Here is a 17247-nt window from a genome sequence, read left to right as displayed (position 1 = left end):
GGTGCTTACTGAAATGACTTACAGAGAGGATAGATAGTGGATACAGTAAATAATGGCTTAAATAGCTCTCTTTATTGGCAGCCAGAAACTCCTGAAGTGGCAGATGATTCTAATCAGAAGTTATCTCAGGAAGATTTCTTTTCGTTATTAACTGAACAATTAGCGAATCAAGACCCAACCGCTCCTGTAGATAACGACCAAATGGTCGCACAGATGACCAGCTTTACTATGGCTGACGGTATTGATCAGCTTAATACTCAGTTTGGTGATTTTGCAAGTTCAATGACATCCAACCAAGCTTTACAAGCGTCAAGCTTAATTGGACAAGATGTACTGTTACAAGGTGACATAGGGTATATCTCTGAAGAAGGACAAAGTATTTCTGGTGTAGTCATTAGTGAAGAAACGATTCAGAACCTTGAGATTACTATAGAAAATGAAACAGGCGAGATTGTCAGAACAATTAATGCTGGCACGCAAGCGGCAGGCAATATTGAGTTCAATTGGGATGGTACAGACGCAAATGGCAATTCTATGCCGGTTGGCAATTATGTCGTCAGTGCTCAAGGAAAAATTAGCGGTGAGTCGGTTCAAATGCCAACCGCGATAAACAGGCACGTTGATAGTGTCAGTTTGGCGGCCAGTAGCCAAGGTATAATTCTTAATTTGGATGGTGATGTCAGTGTCACACTTGACGACGTAATTCAAATCGGCGGTTAACAGGAGTAATTAAATATGTCTTTTAATATAGCACTAAGCGGTGTGTCAGCGGCACAGAGAGACCTAGATACAACGGCAAATAACATTGCTAATGTGAATACAGTAGGCTTTAAAGAATCCCGTGCTGAGTTTGGTGATGTTTATGCACAATCTCTGTTAGCAGGTGGTAAAACTAAAGTGGGTGATGGGGTACTAACTCAAGAAGTTGCTCAACAGTTTTCGCAAGGTAGTTTGCAGTTCACTGAAAATGCATTGGACTTAGCTGTAACAGGTACTGGTTTTTTTGCCACAGTACCAGATATAGATAACCGTGACTTTTCCTACACTCGAGCTGGGGCGTTCAAGTTAAATTCTGACAACTTTGTGGTTAACTCAAATGGCGATCACCTGTTAGGTTTTCCTGTTAACACTGATGGCACATCTGCATCTGTTGCATTAAGTACTACAGAGCCAGTCACCATTCCTGACTCATCAGGTTCACCTTCTGCTACATCAGAAGTTTCTCTTACAATGAATTTACCAGCAGGTGAAGAAGCTGTTGACCCTGCATTATTTGACCCAGATGACCCGACAACTTATAACTCAGCGACATCAATCACTATTTATGACTCTTTAGGTGATAGTCATGTAATGACCTATTACTTCATGAAAGATAGTACCGCTACCAGTAGTAATGAATGGATTGGGGTAAGCTATGTTGATGACCTTCCATTAGAAGATGGTGTGGGAGGAACCACTAATGAGGTAGGCGTGACATCTTTAGGTGATGGTACTGCTGGCTCTGGTGTTTCTGCCTTTAAAATGGTGTTCAGTAGTGGTGGTGACTTTACGTCAATGCAAGACTCTAATGGAGATGATCTTCCTTTAGGTGATGCTCTTTCAACTCAGCTTGGTGCTGGCATATTGACGAATGGCTCTGAGCCGTCCCAAACTATAACCACTAACTTTGTATTGAACTCTCTAACATCTGTTGCTGACGAACCAACTCAATATGCTTCTGCTTTTGAAGTGACTTCCTTAGAACAAGATGGACTAGCGGTTGGCAGGTTGACAGGTGTTGATATAGATACCGATGGCTTGTTACGGGCAACGTATTCAAATGGTACCTCTGAGCCTATCATTCGGGTTGCTTTGGTAAGGTTTGCGAACGAGCAAGGCCTGACACAACAAAGTAACACTGCCTGGAAAGAGAGTATTGCTTCCGGCGAAGGCTTAGCGGGTGAAGCAACAACAGGCACCTTTGGAGACATTAACTCTTCGGCATTGGAACAGGCAAATGTTAACCTCACCACAGAGCTAATCGACTTGATTATTGCCCAACGTAATTTTCAAGCCAACTCTCGTGCATTAGAAATCAATAATCAGCTAAATCAAACGGTATTGAATATTAGATAGTAACCACATGATTTATATGATGTTTAAGGGCTGCCATTTGGCAGCCTTTTTTTGTTTAATAATTCTGCAGCGTTAACTTGTCTTATTTATATAGCTGGCACCCTATTTGCACATCTAGTTGTAATATTTTCATTAAGTCAAGATTCTGTCATGGATAAATTACTCTACATTGCCGCAAGTGGTGCTAATCAAGATTTAGTGGGCGCTTCAGTCCGCGCTAATAACCTAGCTAATGCTCAAACTACTGGTTTTAAAGCTCAGTTAGAACAAGCCCGAGCAATGCCGGCCTACGGCGAAGGTTTGCCGACACGAGTATTCTCAATGACAGAAAGTCCCTCTAATGATTATGAGGGTGGCACCATGATACAGACAGGCCGTGAGTTAGACCTTGCATTGCAAGGTGATGGTTGGTTCTCAGTTTTAGATGCAAATGGAAATGAAGCTTATAGCCGTAACGGTAGTTTTGAATTAGGGCCAAATGGTGAGTTAAAAGATTCTCATGGTAATGCCATTGTGGGAGATTTTGGGCCGATTTTCTTGCCTATCCCTGTTTCAAATATTGATATCGCCAATGACGGCACGTTGTCTGTTCAGCCGCAAGGTGCGCCAGAAACTGTGTTAGAAGAAGTGGGACGGTTGAAATTTGTAAACCCTAATGTGGCTAATATGCAGCGAGGCACAGATGGGCTTTTTCGTATGAAAGATGGAGAGGTAGCGGCAGAAGATCCTACAGTCACTATTCGTACGGGCTTTTTAGAAAGCAGTAATGTTAACCCAGTTGAAGAGATGGTTAGCATGATTACATTGCAGCGCCATTATGAAATGCAAGTTAAGTTGATGAAACGCGCGGAGAGTATGGATACTCGAGGCAATCAATTGTTGCGTATCATTTAATTAAACATATTAGATTTAGTGATTTTAGGAGATAAACTATGCATCCTGCATTGTGGATAAGTAAAACTGGTTTAGATGCCGCGCAAACAGATGTGGCAGTAATATCCAATAATTTGGCAAATGCCAGCACAGTTGGATTTAAAAAAGATCGCGCGGTGTTTGAAGATTTACTTTATCAAAATATTAACCAACCAGGTGGTCGTTCTTCGGCAGATACAGAGTTACCTTCGGGGTTGATGTTAGGCGCTGGTAGTAAGGTCGTGGCAACGCAAAAAAGCCATACTCAAGGGAATATGTTAACCACAGATAATGCCTTAGATATGCTTGTAAATGGTAATGGTTTCTTTGAAGTATTACAGCCAGATGGGTCGATAGCTTATACCCGTAATGGCCAGTTTACCTTAAACGATCAAGGGCAAATCGTTACACCTGGTGCTGGTTTTTTGTTACAACCAGAAATTACAGTGCCAGAAGATGCACAACAAATTACAGTTTCACAAGACGGTGAAGTATCTGCTTCAATAAACGGTGAAGCCGAGCCTCAAGTACTGGGGCAAATCACTTTATCTGACTTCATAAATGACACTGGTTTACAGCCCATCGGTCAAAATCTGTATGTTGAAACGGCAGTAAGCGGGGCTCCCATTCAAGGTGTTCCAGGCCTAGAAGGTATTGGGACTATCTTACAAGGAGCGCTTGAAACATCTAATGTTAATGTAACAGAAGAGTTGGTTAATTTGATTGAAAGCCAGCGTCTTTACGAGATGAACTCTAAGGTTATTTCTGCTGTTGACGCTATGTTAGGTCAGGTTATTCAGCAGCTTTAAAGGAAGGGGAGTTTAATGTCTTATCAAGTTTTAATGACAGTGAGTATTTTTACTTTAGGAGCATTAATTCTAATGGGGTGTGGCTCAACGAGTGCTCGCAATCCGTTGCCAAATGATCCTTTCTATGCGCCGATAGTGCCCGAGTCGCCGCGACAAAAAATATCTAATGATGGGGCTATTTTTCAGTCAGACATGGCTGACAGTTTGTATTCTGATGTCAAAGCTAGAAGGGTAGGGGATATTATTACTGTTACCCTGCAAGAAAATACCAGTGCCACAAAGTCAGCTGGTACCAGTAATTCAAAAGAGACTGGCATTGATTTGAATCCCATTATTGGACTAGGTGGAAATGCTATTAATATTGGGGGCCAGTCTATTCAACTTGGGCTAGATTCATCCAATGACTTTACTGGAGATGCATCTGCTAATCAAAGCAACAACCTTAATGGCAATATTTCAGTGACTGTTGTACAGGTTTTAGCCAATCAAAATTTATTAGTGAGAGGCGAAAAATGGCTCACCCTTAATAATGGTGATGAGTATATTCGGTTAACCGGGGTTGTTCGCCCTGCAGATGTAAGTCCTACAAATGAAATTGTATCCACTAAAATCGCTAATGCGCGCATTCAGTACAGCGGTACCGGCAGTTTTGCTTCTGCACAACAAGCTGGTTGGTTGAGCGGCTTTTTCTCATCGGAATATTGGCCGTTTTAGGCTGGAGAATTAAATGAAAATTATTATTTACTTTTTTGTGGTCATTAACCTGATTTTATCGCCGGTTTCTAGCGCACAAAGAATTAAAGATTTAGCGTCTATTCAGGGAGTGAGAAGTAACCAATTGGTTGGTTACGGATTAGTAGTTGGCTTACCCGGTACAGGTGAACAAAGTCCTTTTACAGAGCAAAGCTTTAGAACAATGCTAGCGAATTTCGGCATCAGTTTAGATAGCAGTGTTAAGCCTAAAATAAAGAATGTAGCGGCTGTTGCTGTGCATGCTGAACTAAAGCCTTTTATTAAACCAGGGCAAACCATAGACGTAACAGTGTCATCGATTGGTGAAGCTGCAAGTTTACAAGGTGGTACATTAGTACAAACTTTTCTAAAAGGGTTAGATGGCAATGTTTACGCTGTGGCTCAAGGTAGTTTAGTTGTAAGCGGTTTTGGCGCTGAAGGTGGCGATGGTTCAAAAATAGTTGTCAATACGCCGACAGTGGGAAGGATTGCCAATGGTGCACTAGTGGAGCGCGCAGTTACCAGCGGCTTTATGCAAAATGATTTTTTAACCCTTAACCTAAATTACCCTGACTTTACGACAGCAAAAATTTTAGCTGATACGATTAATAACCGACTAGGCGCAGATCCATCTAAAGGTTATGTGATTGCTACACCATTAGATGCCGCCTCTGTTCGGGTTACCGCACCAAGAGATGTAGGTCAAAGGGTAGGGTTTTTGGCCATTTTAGAAAATTTTGAATTTACCCCTGCTAAGGCATCAGCTCGAGTCGTAATTAATAGCCGAACAGGCACGATTGTAATCGGGCAAGATGTCAGACTATTACCCGCCGCTATTACCCATGGTGGCTTAACTGTGACCATAGCTGAAAATCAACTGGTATCACAACCTAACGCGTTAGCAGATGGCGAAACTGTCGTTACCACCCAATCAATTGTGGATGTGAATTTAGATGATACCCGTATGTTTAGTTTTGATCCTGGTGTGACTTTGGATGAGCTGGTACGGGCAGTAAATGAAGTTGGGGCTGCCCCGGGTGACCTTATGGCAATACTTGAAGCACTCCGAGAAGCGGGTGCCCTGCAGGGCGAGCTAGTTGTTATCTAGTATTTATTATGGACCAAACATTACTCACTCAAAGCCCCTTAGAGGCATCTAGAAACGCCAACGATATCAAAGGTTTGGATACGTTACGCCAAGCAGCTCAAAGTGGTGACAAGGCAGCGTTAGAAGAAGCAGCTAAACAGTTTGAAGCCATATTTGTACAAATGATGCTTAAATCTATGCGTAAAGCTCAAGATGTGCTGGCTGATAAGGACAGTACGACTAACTCTGAACAGGTAAAGTTTTACCGAGATATGCATGACCAACAGCTCGCAACTGATTTATCCAGCAATGGCAGTATTGGCTTAGCTGATATTATTGTGCGCCAATTAGGTCAGTTAGGTGATGGTTACATGCCTGCTGGAGTTATCCGTGACGATGGTAATTTGTCTGGCATTAATCGGCAGTCAGTAAGTCAAACTCAAACGGCACAAAGTAGTGTTTTAGGTGACTTAAACCTTAACGGCAAAGGTAAAGATTCAGGTGAGCAAGTGAAGTCATATAATGCCTTTAAGTCTCCTGGATTTAATGATGCTCAAGCATTTATAGAGCAGCTGTACCCGGTAGCACAGCAAGCTGCAAGAACATTGGGGCTTGACCCTAAGGCTTTACTCGCCCAGGCCGCGCTAGAAACTGGTTGGGGAAAGCATATGATCCATAACGTTGATGGTGAAAACTCCCATAACTTGTTTGGGATCAAAGCGAGTCGAAGTTGGCAAGGTGATAGAGCGTTAGTGGATACTGTTGAGTTTGAACAAGGTATAGCCTCTACCAAAAAGCAACCTTTTAAAGTTTATGAAAACTTTTCTGAGGCAATGAAAGACTACGTGAATTTAGTTCAGCAGAGTCCTCGTTACGAAGAGGCTGTCAAAAATACCCAGTCGCCACAAAATTACTTCTCTGAATTGCAGAAGGCCGGCTACGCCACAGATCCTGAATATGCCAACAAGGTTATCTCGGTATTTGAAAGTGCACAATTTAAGCAGTATTTACCATGAACAAAATACTAATGCTCACGATTAGGATGAGGAGATCTTACATTGATTACAAGTAATTCTAATCGAAATATTGTCACTGCTGACTTATATTCCATCGCCACCAGTGGCGTGAATGCGAGCAATAAATTATTAACTACTACCGGTAATAATATTGCAAATGTGAATACTGACGGATATGTGCGAGAACAAACCATACTTTCAGGTCAACTGTTAGGAGGGGTAGGAGAGTCCACTACATCACGGGTACTCAACACTTTTGCACAAAACCAATTGCGTCGTGATACGACAATGCAAAGTGAACATGAAACCTATTACAATAAAACCGCAGTACTAGACAATTTATTTGCAAGTGAAGCTAATAGTATTTCAAGCAGTATGAGTCGCTTCTACTCATCTTTGCAAACTGCCGCAGATGACCCAACTAGTATTGCAGCAAGACAAGTGGTGTTAGGTGAGGCAGAATCTATGATTGGCCAAATTGGGGTTATTTCCGATTTTTTAGATGCCAAACAAGAAGAAGTAAACCATGAGTTTGAGTCAACAATTGAAGTCGCTAATTCTCTGATTCAATCAATTTCTCAATTAAATGAATCGATACGAAGTATACAGGTTAGTAATCCAAATGATGAGCCTGGAGCAATTAAAAACCAGCGAGATCAAGCTATTCTACAATTGGCAGAGCTTGTATCGATTGAAACCCGTGTCGATTCTGATGATGGTGGTGTACTTGTAAATTTATCGTCCGGCGAGTCTCTGGTATTACAAGACGGCTCTTTCAACGTATTTACAGTGAGTAATGATGCTGATTTAAATTACACGTCGCTACAATTGACGAGTGATGGTAACGAGACGAGTCTACAGGTTCAAGAATCTGATTTGGGGGGGACGTTAGGCGGATTATTTCGATATAGAGATGAGGTTTTAGAAACAAGCCGTCGAGAGTTAGGGCAAATAGCATTAGCGTTGACTGACTCTCTTAACACCCAAAATAATTTGGGGATGGATTATGATCAACAGCTGGGTGGAGATATATTCTCTCGTCCTGAAGTAGTTGGCTTAAACTACCCTGATAACTCAGACCCCAATTTATTAGTCTCAGCTCGCATGACTGCTGGAGAAAGTGATAGTTTAACCAGTTCTGATTATCGAGTGACCATTAATGGTGTTACTAGTGGCTCTCCTGATACAGTTGATGTAACAGTGGCTTTAGTCAATGCAGATGGTACTGCAGTGAACGATGTTGATGGCAATCCAATTACTCAAAGTTACACTGGTTTAGTAGCAGAAGAAGGAACGTTTAACTCGGTCCTTGGAGGAATTGAATTAGAGTTTGCCAGTGCAGATTCTTATATTGCAGGCGATGAATTTTTGTTACAGCCAACAAAGAATGCGGCTAGTGCAATTGAGCTTGTCACAAGCCGGCCAGAAGATTTAGCACTTGCCTCTCCTATTCGTATTGAAGCGAATGTAAACAATATAGGGGATGTAGAACTCACTTCAAGTGTTGTGACCAATACTACTGTAGATAACACCTTTGCAGATCTAGGGGCGTCAGCATTTGATGGTGCTGGTGGTATTCATAGTCAAGGCAGTTCGCCAACTGGAGCTACAGGGGTTGGTGCTCCTGCTGAAATTTATTTTACCTCTGCAACAGATTATCTAGTGTTAGATGACGCTGGAACGGTCATTACAGAAGTCATCGGTGCTTCAAGCTTTACAAATATGCTTGCGCAAGCTGAAGCGTCTGGGGCTACTCCAGATTGGCCAGCATGGCCAAGTGAGTTTTCTGCCATGGATAATTATCCAGGCTACGATTTTAGTTTACAGGGAGAGCCCCAAGCTGGCGATAGCTTTTCTATTGGTTATAATACGGATGGCTTAAACGACAGTCGCAATGGTTTAGAAATGGCCAATCTTCAAAACACCGACAGTATGTTGTTAAATAATAGTGGAAGTTTAGTAACCTTCCATGAAGCCTATTCAAATATTGTCAGTGAAATCGGTCAAAAAGCTTCGAGTGCTGATATTTCTCTACAGGCTGCAGATGCCTTGAAAAGTCAGTCTTCTGATTGGTTTGAGTCGGTATCAGGAGTCAGCTTAGATGAGGAAGCGGCTAACTTGGTTAAATATCAACAGTCTTATTCTGCAGCGGCTAGGCTACTTAGTACCGCTCAAGATTTATTTAATACCATTTTAAGCGTTGTTTCTTAAGAGGCATTTAGGTTATTTATGAGAATTTCGACCGCTCAACTGTATGACAGAAGTATTCAAGCCGTTTTAGATAATCAACTAGATTTATCTAATGTACAACAGCAATTGTCTTCTGGAAAAAAAATATTACGGCCCTCAGATGACCCAGTTGGAGCAACCCAGGTTATCAGGTTGACTGAAGAAATTGATTTAATTAATCAATACAAAGTGAATAACAACTTATTAAACTCTAGTTTAGAGCAGGAAGAGACCATACTTTCTAGCATTAATAGTGCGATTGATCGAGCAAGGGTGTTAATGGTTGAGTCTGGCAATGGTATTATGACCTCTGATGATCGAAACGCTATTGGAATTGAGATTGAACAAATAAGAGACCAAGTGTTTGATTTAATGAATAGTCAAAACTCGTCTGGTGAGTATATATTCGCAGGTTACCAATCGTCTTCACCAGCCTTCAGTTACAACGCAAGTTCATCTGAGAACAAATATAGTTTCGAAGGAGATGATGGTACCAGTGATATCCGAATTTCCGATACCGTCAGTTTACAAGTCAATAATACCGGTGCCGCGGTTTTTGAAAATGTTGAGGCAAGAAATAAAACGAATATAAGTGGAACATCAGGTATTACATCGGCAAGTATGGCGATTGTTGACCAAGGAAGTTTTGACAAATTCTATGTTGATAATTATGACGCTGTAACCGCAGCAAATAATGAGTTTAGAGTAACGATTGTCTCTGCTAACCAAGTGCAGATATCAAATGTTGGGACGGGGTTAGACCTTGGCACTCTTGATTTTGAAAGTGGAACTGATTTTTCCTACAAAGGCTTAGAATTTAATATTGAAGGAAGTGTCGGTAACACGGTTGATTTTGAGTTAGCTGCCCCAGAAAAGAAAAACATTGCAGAAACATTAAATGATTTTGCGATTGCTTTAATGGATGAGGATATTACTGAAGCAGCATTTGCAGATGCGTTGAGTGATGTTTTCACTGGGACTGATAACGCATTAACAAAAATAGGTGAAGCAATATCTCAAATTGGTGGAAAGATGAATGTTGCAGATTCTGTTCTAGCATCCAATCTAGATTTAGAAATTGCCAACAAAACCGCAAGATCTAACATTGAAGACGTTGATTACGCTGAGGCTGTTTCGGAATTAAGTCGCCAAGAGACTGCCTTACAGGCTGCGCAATCTACTTTTAGTTTGGTAACTGGCACATCGTTATTTGATTACATTTAAAAAGCTTTCTCTGCCAACTCGATTTTAGATAAGTAGACACTACTTTTATTATCTAGGTGTGAAGAGTAATAACTGACGTATAAAGTGCTGTCCATTAGCACCAACCCAGGATAACTATTATCTCCCTTTGATGGTAAAATAAGTTGTTCAGTCAATATTGCCGTTTTTAAATTTAAAGTGAAAATTCCGGTCACCAAACGACTTTCCTTAACGACTCTACCAGCTAAAATGGCATTGTTGGAGTCAAGCTGTAACATAGCTGGCCCGCCAATGTACTGTTTTAAATCCGTCCATTTCCATTTTTTGTACGGAAAGTCGCTCTCGCCAAATTGCGCTGTATAAGTATCGGCGTCACGTCGAACTATGCCATATGCTTTTTTGTCATCAAAAATGAGGGCACTTTCATTCGGATAGCCTTTTCCATGTTTGGTTAAGCTAAAAGCAGAAGTTACGTGACGGTGAAAACTACGGCGAGGATCCCCAGAAAATAGGTTGATAGCATTTCTTTTACGGTTATAAGCAAAACCGTAAGCTATGTCTTCATACCATGTTAAACGCCATAGCCACCAACCTTTCTCTGCAAACTCAATGTGAGATGACCAACTTTTTCCAGTATGCGAAAACCAACATAGATTTCTAGTACTTAGTGTTTTATTTTCTGCGCCATTTTTTCTAGCAAAAGCAATAAGTAGTAAATGTCCGTTTGGAGTAATACTTAACTTCGGGTCTCTTAGGTCGGTATCTGGTAAGCGAATTTGCACTGTATTAACTACGGTTCCACTTTTATCTAGAGTTAACACACAAATTTTACCGTCGCCACTAATATGGTTTGTCGCTTCTCGGTAACAACAAAATAAATGCTCATTAAATAGACATAAGTCTACAAATGCATTGTGAATAGCCTTGTTTCCAATCTTTTTTACCCAGTTTATCTTCATTATTAAAAATATTTTAACTTAATTTAAGTTATTGAAACTCAAGTAATTAACTTTTGCAATAACGGCAATAAATTGCCTTTTTCAACAAAAAAGGCAATTTATCGTTAAAGGGATTTTTGAAAATGTCGATAAATTTTCTGAGAGAGCCAGTAATGACAATTTTAAACAACATAAAGTCGTCATTCTATTAGTGTTATTTAACCAATCGAAAATTATTTCGATAGCCAGTATTATCTGGACTGAGAGTGTAGGAGTTAAACCATGGGTTTATACGTAAATACCAATGTATCATCTTTAAACGCGCAACGTCAGTTGTTCGATTCGTCACAATCTTTAAATACGTCATTTGAACGTTTGTCTTCTGGGTTCCGTATTAACCGAGCATCAGATGATGCTGCTGGTTTGCAGATCACTGATAGAATGACAACACAAATTCAAGGCTTAAACCAAGCCGCACGTAATGCTAATGATGCTATTTCATTAACGCAAACCGCTGAAGGTGCGTTAAGCGAAGTAACAACATCTTTGCAGCGTATACGTACTCTAGCAGTACAATCACAGAACGGTATTAATTCATCTGCAGACCGTGTGGCTCTTCAGAAAGAAGTGACTGCCCTTAAAAATGAAATTAGCCGTATTGCAACAGATTCACAGTTTGGTGATATAGATATTTTAGCTGGTAGCTTTTCTGCTAAATTTTTAGTGGGTGCAAACGGTGGACAAAATATTTCAGTAAACTTGTCTAGAACCGATGGCTATGGTGCTACGGGATTAGGCGTAGCTGATACGACTGTAGAGACTGTTGAAGGAGCTTCTGCTGCTTTGGCCGCTGTTACTGATGCTATTTCAGCAATTGGTGGCGTACGTGCTGATTTAGGTGCACTTCAAAACCGCTTCCAGTCAACGATCCGTAACTTGACTAACATTTCAGAGAATGTTTCTGGTGCGAAAAGTCGAATTAAAGATACAGATTTTGCTACTGAAACCGCAGAATTAACGCGTAACCAAATTATTCAGCAAGCTAGTTTGACTGTTTTAGGGCAAGCGAATCAACGTCCACAATCAGCACTATCTTTACTAGGTTAATTACGGGTTAACCTAGCTTTCGAAACCCTTCCACTGTCTGAAGGCGTAGAAGCCAGGAGGTAGTGCTCTGGACTTAACGAAACGAGCAGTGGAGAGTTTCAAACACACTCTCCTAAATAAAGAGCGCTTTGCCGGAGTTTATCTCCGGCTTTTTTCTTTTTTAAATCATTGATAAATAACAACTTTAAAAATAAATCCTTTTTTCTCTAAAGGATTTTTATAGTTGGGACGATAAATTAATTAGACGTTACGCAACTAATAAAAATATAAGCGAACGGCGACGTAGAAGCTAAATAATAATAAAAGAAAAGCTCTACGACTATTTAGGCAACTAATAATAATAATAGCCAAATAGACTTTACAAAAAATCGTTAGGAGATTGAAATGAGCTTATTCGTCAACACAAATGTGTCGTCGTTAAATGCAACTCGCCAGTTGTTTACGTCGAACAATAATCTAAGTACTGCTTTTGAGCGCTTGTCATCAGGTTTTCGTATAAACGGAGCTAAAGATGATGCCGCAGGTCTGCAAATATCTAATAGGTTAACCACTCAAGTTCTCGGTTTAGACCAAGCTGTGAGAAACGCAAATGATGGTATTTCATTATCTCAAACTATCGAAGGGGCGTTAGGAGAAACCACAACGGCACTCCAAAGAATACGTGTTTTAGCGGTACAATCCCAAAACGGTATTAATGGTTCGGCTGACAGGGTCGCACTGCAAAAAGAAGTGCAGGCTTTGAAAGATGAAATAAGTCGAATCGCTTCTACATCTCAATTTGGTGGTGTAAATATACTGCAAGGTGCTTTTTCTTCGGCATTTTTAGTTGGCTCAAATGCTGGTCAAACTATCAGTGTGAACGTTGAAAGAGTAGGTGGCTATGGCGCATCAGGTCTTGGTGTGGCTGATCTGTCTGTCGTCACTACCGAAGGTGCATCAACTACATTAACAGCAGTCTTGGAAGCTATTTCCATTATTGATGCCAAACGTGCTGACTTAGGTGCTATTCAAAATAGATTTCAGTCAACCATTAGAAACTTAAGTAATATTTCAGAGAATGTATCTGCGGCTAGAAGTCGTATCCGTGACACCGACTTTGCCGTTGAGACGGCAGAACTGACCCGCTGGCAAATCATTCAGCAGGCTAGTATTACTGTGTTGAGTCAGTCAAATCAGCGTCCGCAGGCAGCATTGAGTTTACTGCAGTAGTTGAATTAGATATTGAGTCACTAGATTAACAATAAAAAATTGTTCAGCATTTGCGGGGGCAGGCTGCAACGCAGTACACGAGGATAAAAACGTTTACAAAGTATATAGGTAACTTTGTAAATAGAAGTAAACGGTCGAATTGCAAATTGTGGGGACAGGCTGCAACCGACCGAGGGATATGATTTTGTTGAGTATTTTCAGCATGTTAACGAAAGCGTTAGCGTGAGACATACTTAATTTAACAGAATAGCGTTGTGCTTTTTGTTAAATCGCTAACAGACAGGGCAGATGCCAGGAGGTAGTGAGGTATTGAGGTTTAGGCCATCAACACTGTCTGTCAGCTTGAGCAAGCGCTCACACTTTTTTTTACTTTTGTTTTAGTGCTTCTAACACTTAACAAAAATGCTAACCAGGGTACCAGCTAGCAATTAAGTAAAAGCATGTAACGTGCCAAAAAGGCATGTATGTGTAAATTTTAATTTTAGCAACACCAAAAAACATTGACGCTACAAATAAAAATATAAGTCAGTGAATGGTTAGGAGAGAAAAATGAGTTTATTTGTTAATACTAACGTGTCGTCTTTAAACGCGACTAGGCAATTATTTACCTCTAACGGTAATTTAAGTACTGCGTTTGAAAGGTTATCCTCAGGATTTCGAATTAACGGAGCAAAAGATGATGCAGCAGGGTTGCAGATATCTAATAGATTAACAACACAGGTTTTAGGTTTAGATCAAGCCGTCCGAAATGCAAATGACGGTATATCTTTAGCCCAAACCATTGAAGGGGCACTTGGCGAAACCACGACAGCATTACAGAGGATTAGAGTACTGGCGGTGCAGTCTCAAAACGGTATTAATGGTTCATCTGATAGGGTAGCTCTGCAAAAAGAAGTTATAGCATTGAAAGAAGAGATAAGCAGGATAGCAGCAACGTCTCAATTTGGTGGAGTGAACGTTTTAGATGGTGCCTATTCCTCAGCATTTTTAGTGGGTGCTAATGCAGGTCAAACTATCAGTGTTAATGTCGAGCGCACTGGGGGGTTTGGAGCTTCTGGCTTATTAGTGAGTGATGCATCGGTGCTCACTGAAGCTACTGCTTCAGCAGCAATGACCGCGATTTCAGAGGCTATTTCTATTATTGATGCGAAAAGAGCAGATTTAGGGGCAATACAAAATAGATTTCAGTCAACTATCAGAAACTTGAGTAATATTTCTGAGAATGTTTCAGCGGCAAGAAGTCGTATACGGGACACAGACTTTGCCGTAGAAACGGCAGAGTTAACCCGTTGGCAGATAATTCAACAAGCCAGTATAACTGTACTGAGTCAGGCAAATCAGCGTCCTCAGGCAGCATTAAGTTTGCTAGGGTAGCGATAGCTTACATTCATAAAGAGGGTAGGAAATGAGAGGCCGACCCAGGGCTAGGCCCTAAATAGCAGCGAAGGATGCTTGCTTAGTATGCTAGGGAGGGCACTATTATATAAGTTAAGGAGGGTATCCTTAACGAGTGCAGAGTTTGCTCCAACTCCTAACGTGAGCATATTGGTCGGGACTAAACGGTCTAAGTGGGTGTCCCGGCCTTTTTTCATCATGGGTGGGATTAGTATATAAGTTAAGGAGGGTATCCTTAACGAATGCAGAGTTTGCTCCAACTCCTAACGTGAGCATATTGGTCGGAACTAAACTGTCTAAGTGGGTGTTCCGGCCTTTTTTCTTTTTAAAACTAATAGCATCCAAGCCTAAATGACACCTTTGTTTCTGTGCTTTTTACATCTTTGTGTGCAAATTAAAACGCCGACTCACAGGACTAAGAGTGTAGAAGTTTGGTTGAGAGGCCAGTATTCATCTCTAACCCTGCCAGTCGGACAGAAACTATTTATCATTATTCATTAACGAGAGCATAGTTGGTCGAGAGACTTTATTTAAGTAACCCTCCACCTTTTCTAAAGCAACCCATTAAGTTACAAAATATATAAAGCACTCTTCATGCCACTGTTGATACTATTGCTAATTTAATTTTTTCATTTGTAATGTTTAATAATTCCACTTGGCGTACTCCATATATTATATCTCTCTATACGTGAGTCTTTTTTACCTTATATTAAACTCTTTTTTGATACCTCATAATTGAGGGACTGGAATTTTTTAACAAAGTGCATATTAGTTTCTTTTGTCGGCTTGTTTTCTATTTGATGGCGCCAGTTTTGATTTTGACTGTTAACTACTAGAGTGACTTTTCTGAAGTTTAATCTTTTTTTGTTTATTAAAATTCAATTTAAACAATACGTTAAGTTGATTATTGAGCCAATAGTGAAGTTAAAAATAAAAAACATTCAAAAAAAACTAAAGTTACTTTAGAGGGGGTCGATAACTTTAGTTGAGGGGTAATCTAACTAGATTATTTCAACTTTGGCGGGTGATAGAGGTGTTGCTCGCTAAATTAATAAATGAGGTGATGGCTAAGAAGAGGTTCTTGACCATTAATATTGAGGCAAACTTACTGTGAAACATACGCCAAACGCGTGCAGTGAGTTTTCAGGAGGTTTTTATGTCTTTATTTGTAAACACAAATGTATCTTCTTTGAGTGCTCAGCGTCAGTTGGGTAATTCAGGAAATGCTTTAAGTACATCTTTTGAGCGTTTGTCGTCTGGATTCCGTATCAACAGTGCATCTGATGATGCAGCTGGGTTACAGATTACTGACAGAATGACTACTCAAATTCAAGGTTTGAATCAAGCCGCACGTAACGCTAATGATGCTATTTCATTAACGCAAACTGCTGAAGGCGCATTGAACGAAGTAACCACATCATTACAACGTATTCGTACTCTAGCAGTACAATCACAAAATGGTATTAACTCATCGGCTGACCGAACTGCTCTTCAGAAAGAAGTCACCGCGCTTAAAAATGAAATAAGCCGTATTGCCAGTGATTCACAGTTTGGTGACATAGACATTTTAGCTGGAAGCTTTTCAGCAAAATTCTTAGTCGGTGCAAATGGTGGACAAACTATTTCGGTCAATTTATCTAGAACTAACGGTTACGGAGCTGATGGGTTAGGTGTAGGTGCTACCACTGTTGAAACTACTGGTGGGGCTTCTGCGGCTCTAACTGCAATAGATGGCGCGATTTCATCAATCGGTGGTGTTCGTGCCGACTTAGGTGCTTTGCAGAACCGGTTCCAGTCTACTGTTCGTAACTTAACAAATATTTCTGAAAACGTTTCTGGTGCTCGTTCTCGTATTCGAGATACTGACTTTGCTACTGAAACCGCTGAGTTGACACGAAATCAGATTGTACAGCAGGCATCTTTGTCAGTGTTGAGTCAGGCTAATCAAAGGCCACAATCAGCATTGTCACTATTAGGGTAAAGTTTACTCTCTGTTTATTATATAATGTTGTAAATGGCTACTATTTTTTAGTGGCCATTTATATTTATAATGAGGTGATTTATGGAAATTAATTCATTACAAGTTGGCCAAAGTTTTGCTAACTCTAAAAGCGAACTAACATCTAGTGAAACTGAAAAAACAGTGTTAGACCAGAAATTATCGTCAGATATTGGAAGTCCGGTTAAAGGTATTGGCAACTCTGCCGATAATATTAAACAAGTAGATAAACAAGTTAACCCAGAAAAAATTGAAGAAGCCGTATCGCAAATAAGTGAGTTTGTTCAAGCCAGTAGTCGGCAGCTAACTTTTTCTATTGATGAAGATAGTCATAAGCAAGTTGTAAAAGTAACAGATTCAGAATCTGGTGATGTGATAAGACAGATACCATCTGAAGAGGTGTTAGAATTATCTGAACGTTTAGAAGACTTACAGACAGAAGTTGGTACTGCAGTGGGGTTATTATTTAATAAAGAAGTATAACTTTACTGTATGA

At 40.4% G+C, this 17247-nt stretch carries 15 protein-coding genes; 14 read left to right on the top strand and 1 reads right to left on the bottom strand.

All coding sequences use genetic code 11. The features are described 5' to 3' along the window. Positions 1–36: 36 nt before the first annotated feature. From flgD to flgL, 9 genes are all read left to right on the top strand, one after another. On the top strand, positions 37–720 hold the full coding sequence (gene flgD / locus ABJD71_RS14645) for a flagellar hook assembly protein FlgD (protein WP_348170896.1): 684 nt from the start codon (positions 37–39) through the stop codon (positions 718–720). A gap of 15 nt (positions 721–735) precedes the next feature. Then, complete coding sequence (gene flgE / locus ABJD71_RS14640) at positions 736–2115, top strand: flagellar hook protein FlgE (RefSeq protein WP_348170893.1); 1380 nt, start codon at positions 736–738, stop codon at positions 2113–2115. A 150-nt stretch (positions 2116–2265) separates the two neighbouring features. Then, positions 2266–3009, top strand: coding sequence for a flagellar basal body rod protein FlgF (locus ABJD71_RS14635; RefSeq protein ID WP_348170890.1), 744 nt, complete (start codon positions 2266–2268; stop codon positions 3007–3009). A gap of 38 nt (positions 3010–3047) precedes the next feature. After that, complete coding sequence (gene flgG / locus ABJD71_RS14630) at positions 3048–3836, top strand: flagellar basal-body rod protein FlgG (protein WP_348170887.1); 789 nt, start codon at positions 3048–3050, stop codon at positions 3834–3836. A 15-nt stretch (positions 3837–3851) separates the two neighbouring features. Then, entirely contained in the window at positions 3852–4550 is a 699-nt protein-coding gene (gene flgH / locus ABJD71_RS14625) for a flagellar basal body L-ring protein FlgH (RefSeq protein ID WP_348170884.1), read from the top strand. A 13-nt stretch (positions 4551–4563) separates the two neighbouring features. Further along, positions 4564–5676 (top strand): flagellar basal body P-ring protein FlgI, encoded by a 1113-nt coding sequence (locus ABJD71_RS14620; protein ID WP_348170881.1) that lies wholly within the window; start codon positions 4564–4566, stop codon positions 5674–5676. A gap of 8 nt (positions 5677–5684) precedes the next feature. Next, entirely contained in the window at positions 5685–6671 is a 987-nt protein-coding gene (gene flgJ, locus ABJD71_RS14615) for a flagellar assembly peptidoglycan hydrolase FlgJ (RefSeq protein WP_348170878.1), read from the top strand. Positions 6672–6713: 42 nt separating this feature from the next. After that, positions 6714–8882, top strand: a complete 2169-nt coding sequence (locus tag ABJD71_RS14610; RefSeq protein WP_348170875.1) for a flagellar basal body rod C-terminal domain-containing protein — start codon at positions 6714–6716, stop codon at positions 8880–8882. A gap of 18 nt (positions 8883–8900) precedes the next feature. Continuing rightward, positions 8901–10124, top strand: a complete 1224-nt coding sequence (flgL, locus tag ABJD71_RS14605) for a flagellar hook-associated protein FlgL (RefSeq protein ID WP_348170872.1) — start codon at positions 8901–8903, stop codon at positions 10122–10124. Here flgL and ABJD71_RS14600 read toward each other — a convergent pair. Then, positions 10121–11062 (bottom strand): hypothetical protein, encoded by a 942-nt coding sequence (locus ABJD71_RS14600; RefSeq protein ID WP_348170869.1) that lies wholly within the window; start codon positions 11060–11062, stop codon positions 10121–10123. The two genes, flgL and ABJD71_RS14600, sit on opposite strands and share 4 nt — an antisense overlap. 261 nt (positions 11063–11323) lie before the next feature. On the opposite strand from ABJD71_RS14600, the gene ABJD71_RS14595 reads away from it, so the two are divergent. The 5 genes from ABJD71_RS14595 (at position 11324) to ABJD71_RS14575 (ending at position 17234) form a co-directional block, all read left to right on the top strand. After that, positions 11324–12148, top strand: a complete 825-nt coding sequence (locus tag ABJD71_RS14595; RefSeq protein WP_348170866.1) for a flagellin — start codon at positions 11324–11326, stop codon at positions 12146–12148. Positions 12149–12532: 384 nt separating this feature from the next. Beyond that, the gene (locus ABJD71_RS14590) at positions 12533–13357 is read left to right on the top strand and encodes a flagellin (RefSeq protein ID WP_348170863.1); all 825 of its coding nucleotides are present in this window, start codon (positions 12533–12535) and stop codon (positions 13355–13357) included. Positions 13358–13906: 549 nt separating this feature from the next. After that, positions 13907–14731 (top strand): flagellin, encoded by an 825-nt coding sequence (locus ABJD71_RS14585; RefSeq protein ID WP_348170860.1) that lies wholly within the window; start codon positions 13907–13909, stop codon positions 14729–14731. A 1177-nt stretch (positions 14732–15908) separates the two neighbouring features. Further along, positions 15909–16733, top strand: a complete 825-nt coding sequence (locus ABJD71_RS14580; protein WP_348170857.1) for a flagellin — start codon at positions 15909–15911, stop codon at positions 16731–16733. A gap of 81 nt (positions 16734–16814) precedes the next feature. After that, the gene (locus ABJD71_RS14575) at positions 16815–17234 is read left to right on the top strand and encodes a flagellar protein FlaG (RefSeq protein ID WP_348170854.1); all 420 of its coding nucleotides are present in this window, start codon (positions 16815–16817) and stop codon (positions 17232–17234) included. Positions 17235–17247 lie beyond the last annotated feature (13 nt).

The sequence above is a fragment of the Paraglaciecola sp. genome (assembly GCF_039943935.1).
Taxonomy (GTDB): Bacteria; Pseudomonadota; Gammaproteobacteria; order Enterobacterales; family Alteromonadaceae; genus Paraglaciecola.
Note: the sequence above shows the minus strand (reverse complement) of the source record. Positions and strands in the feature narration are given on the sequence as shown.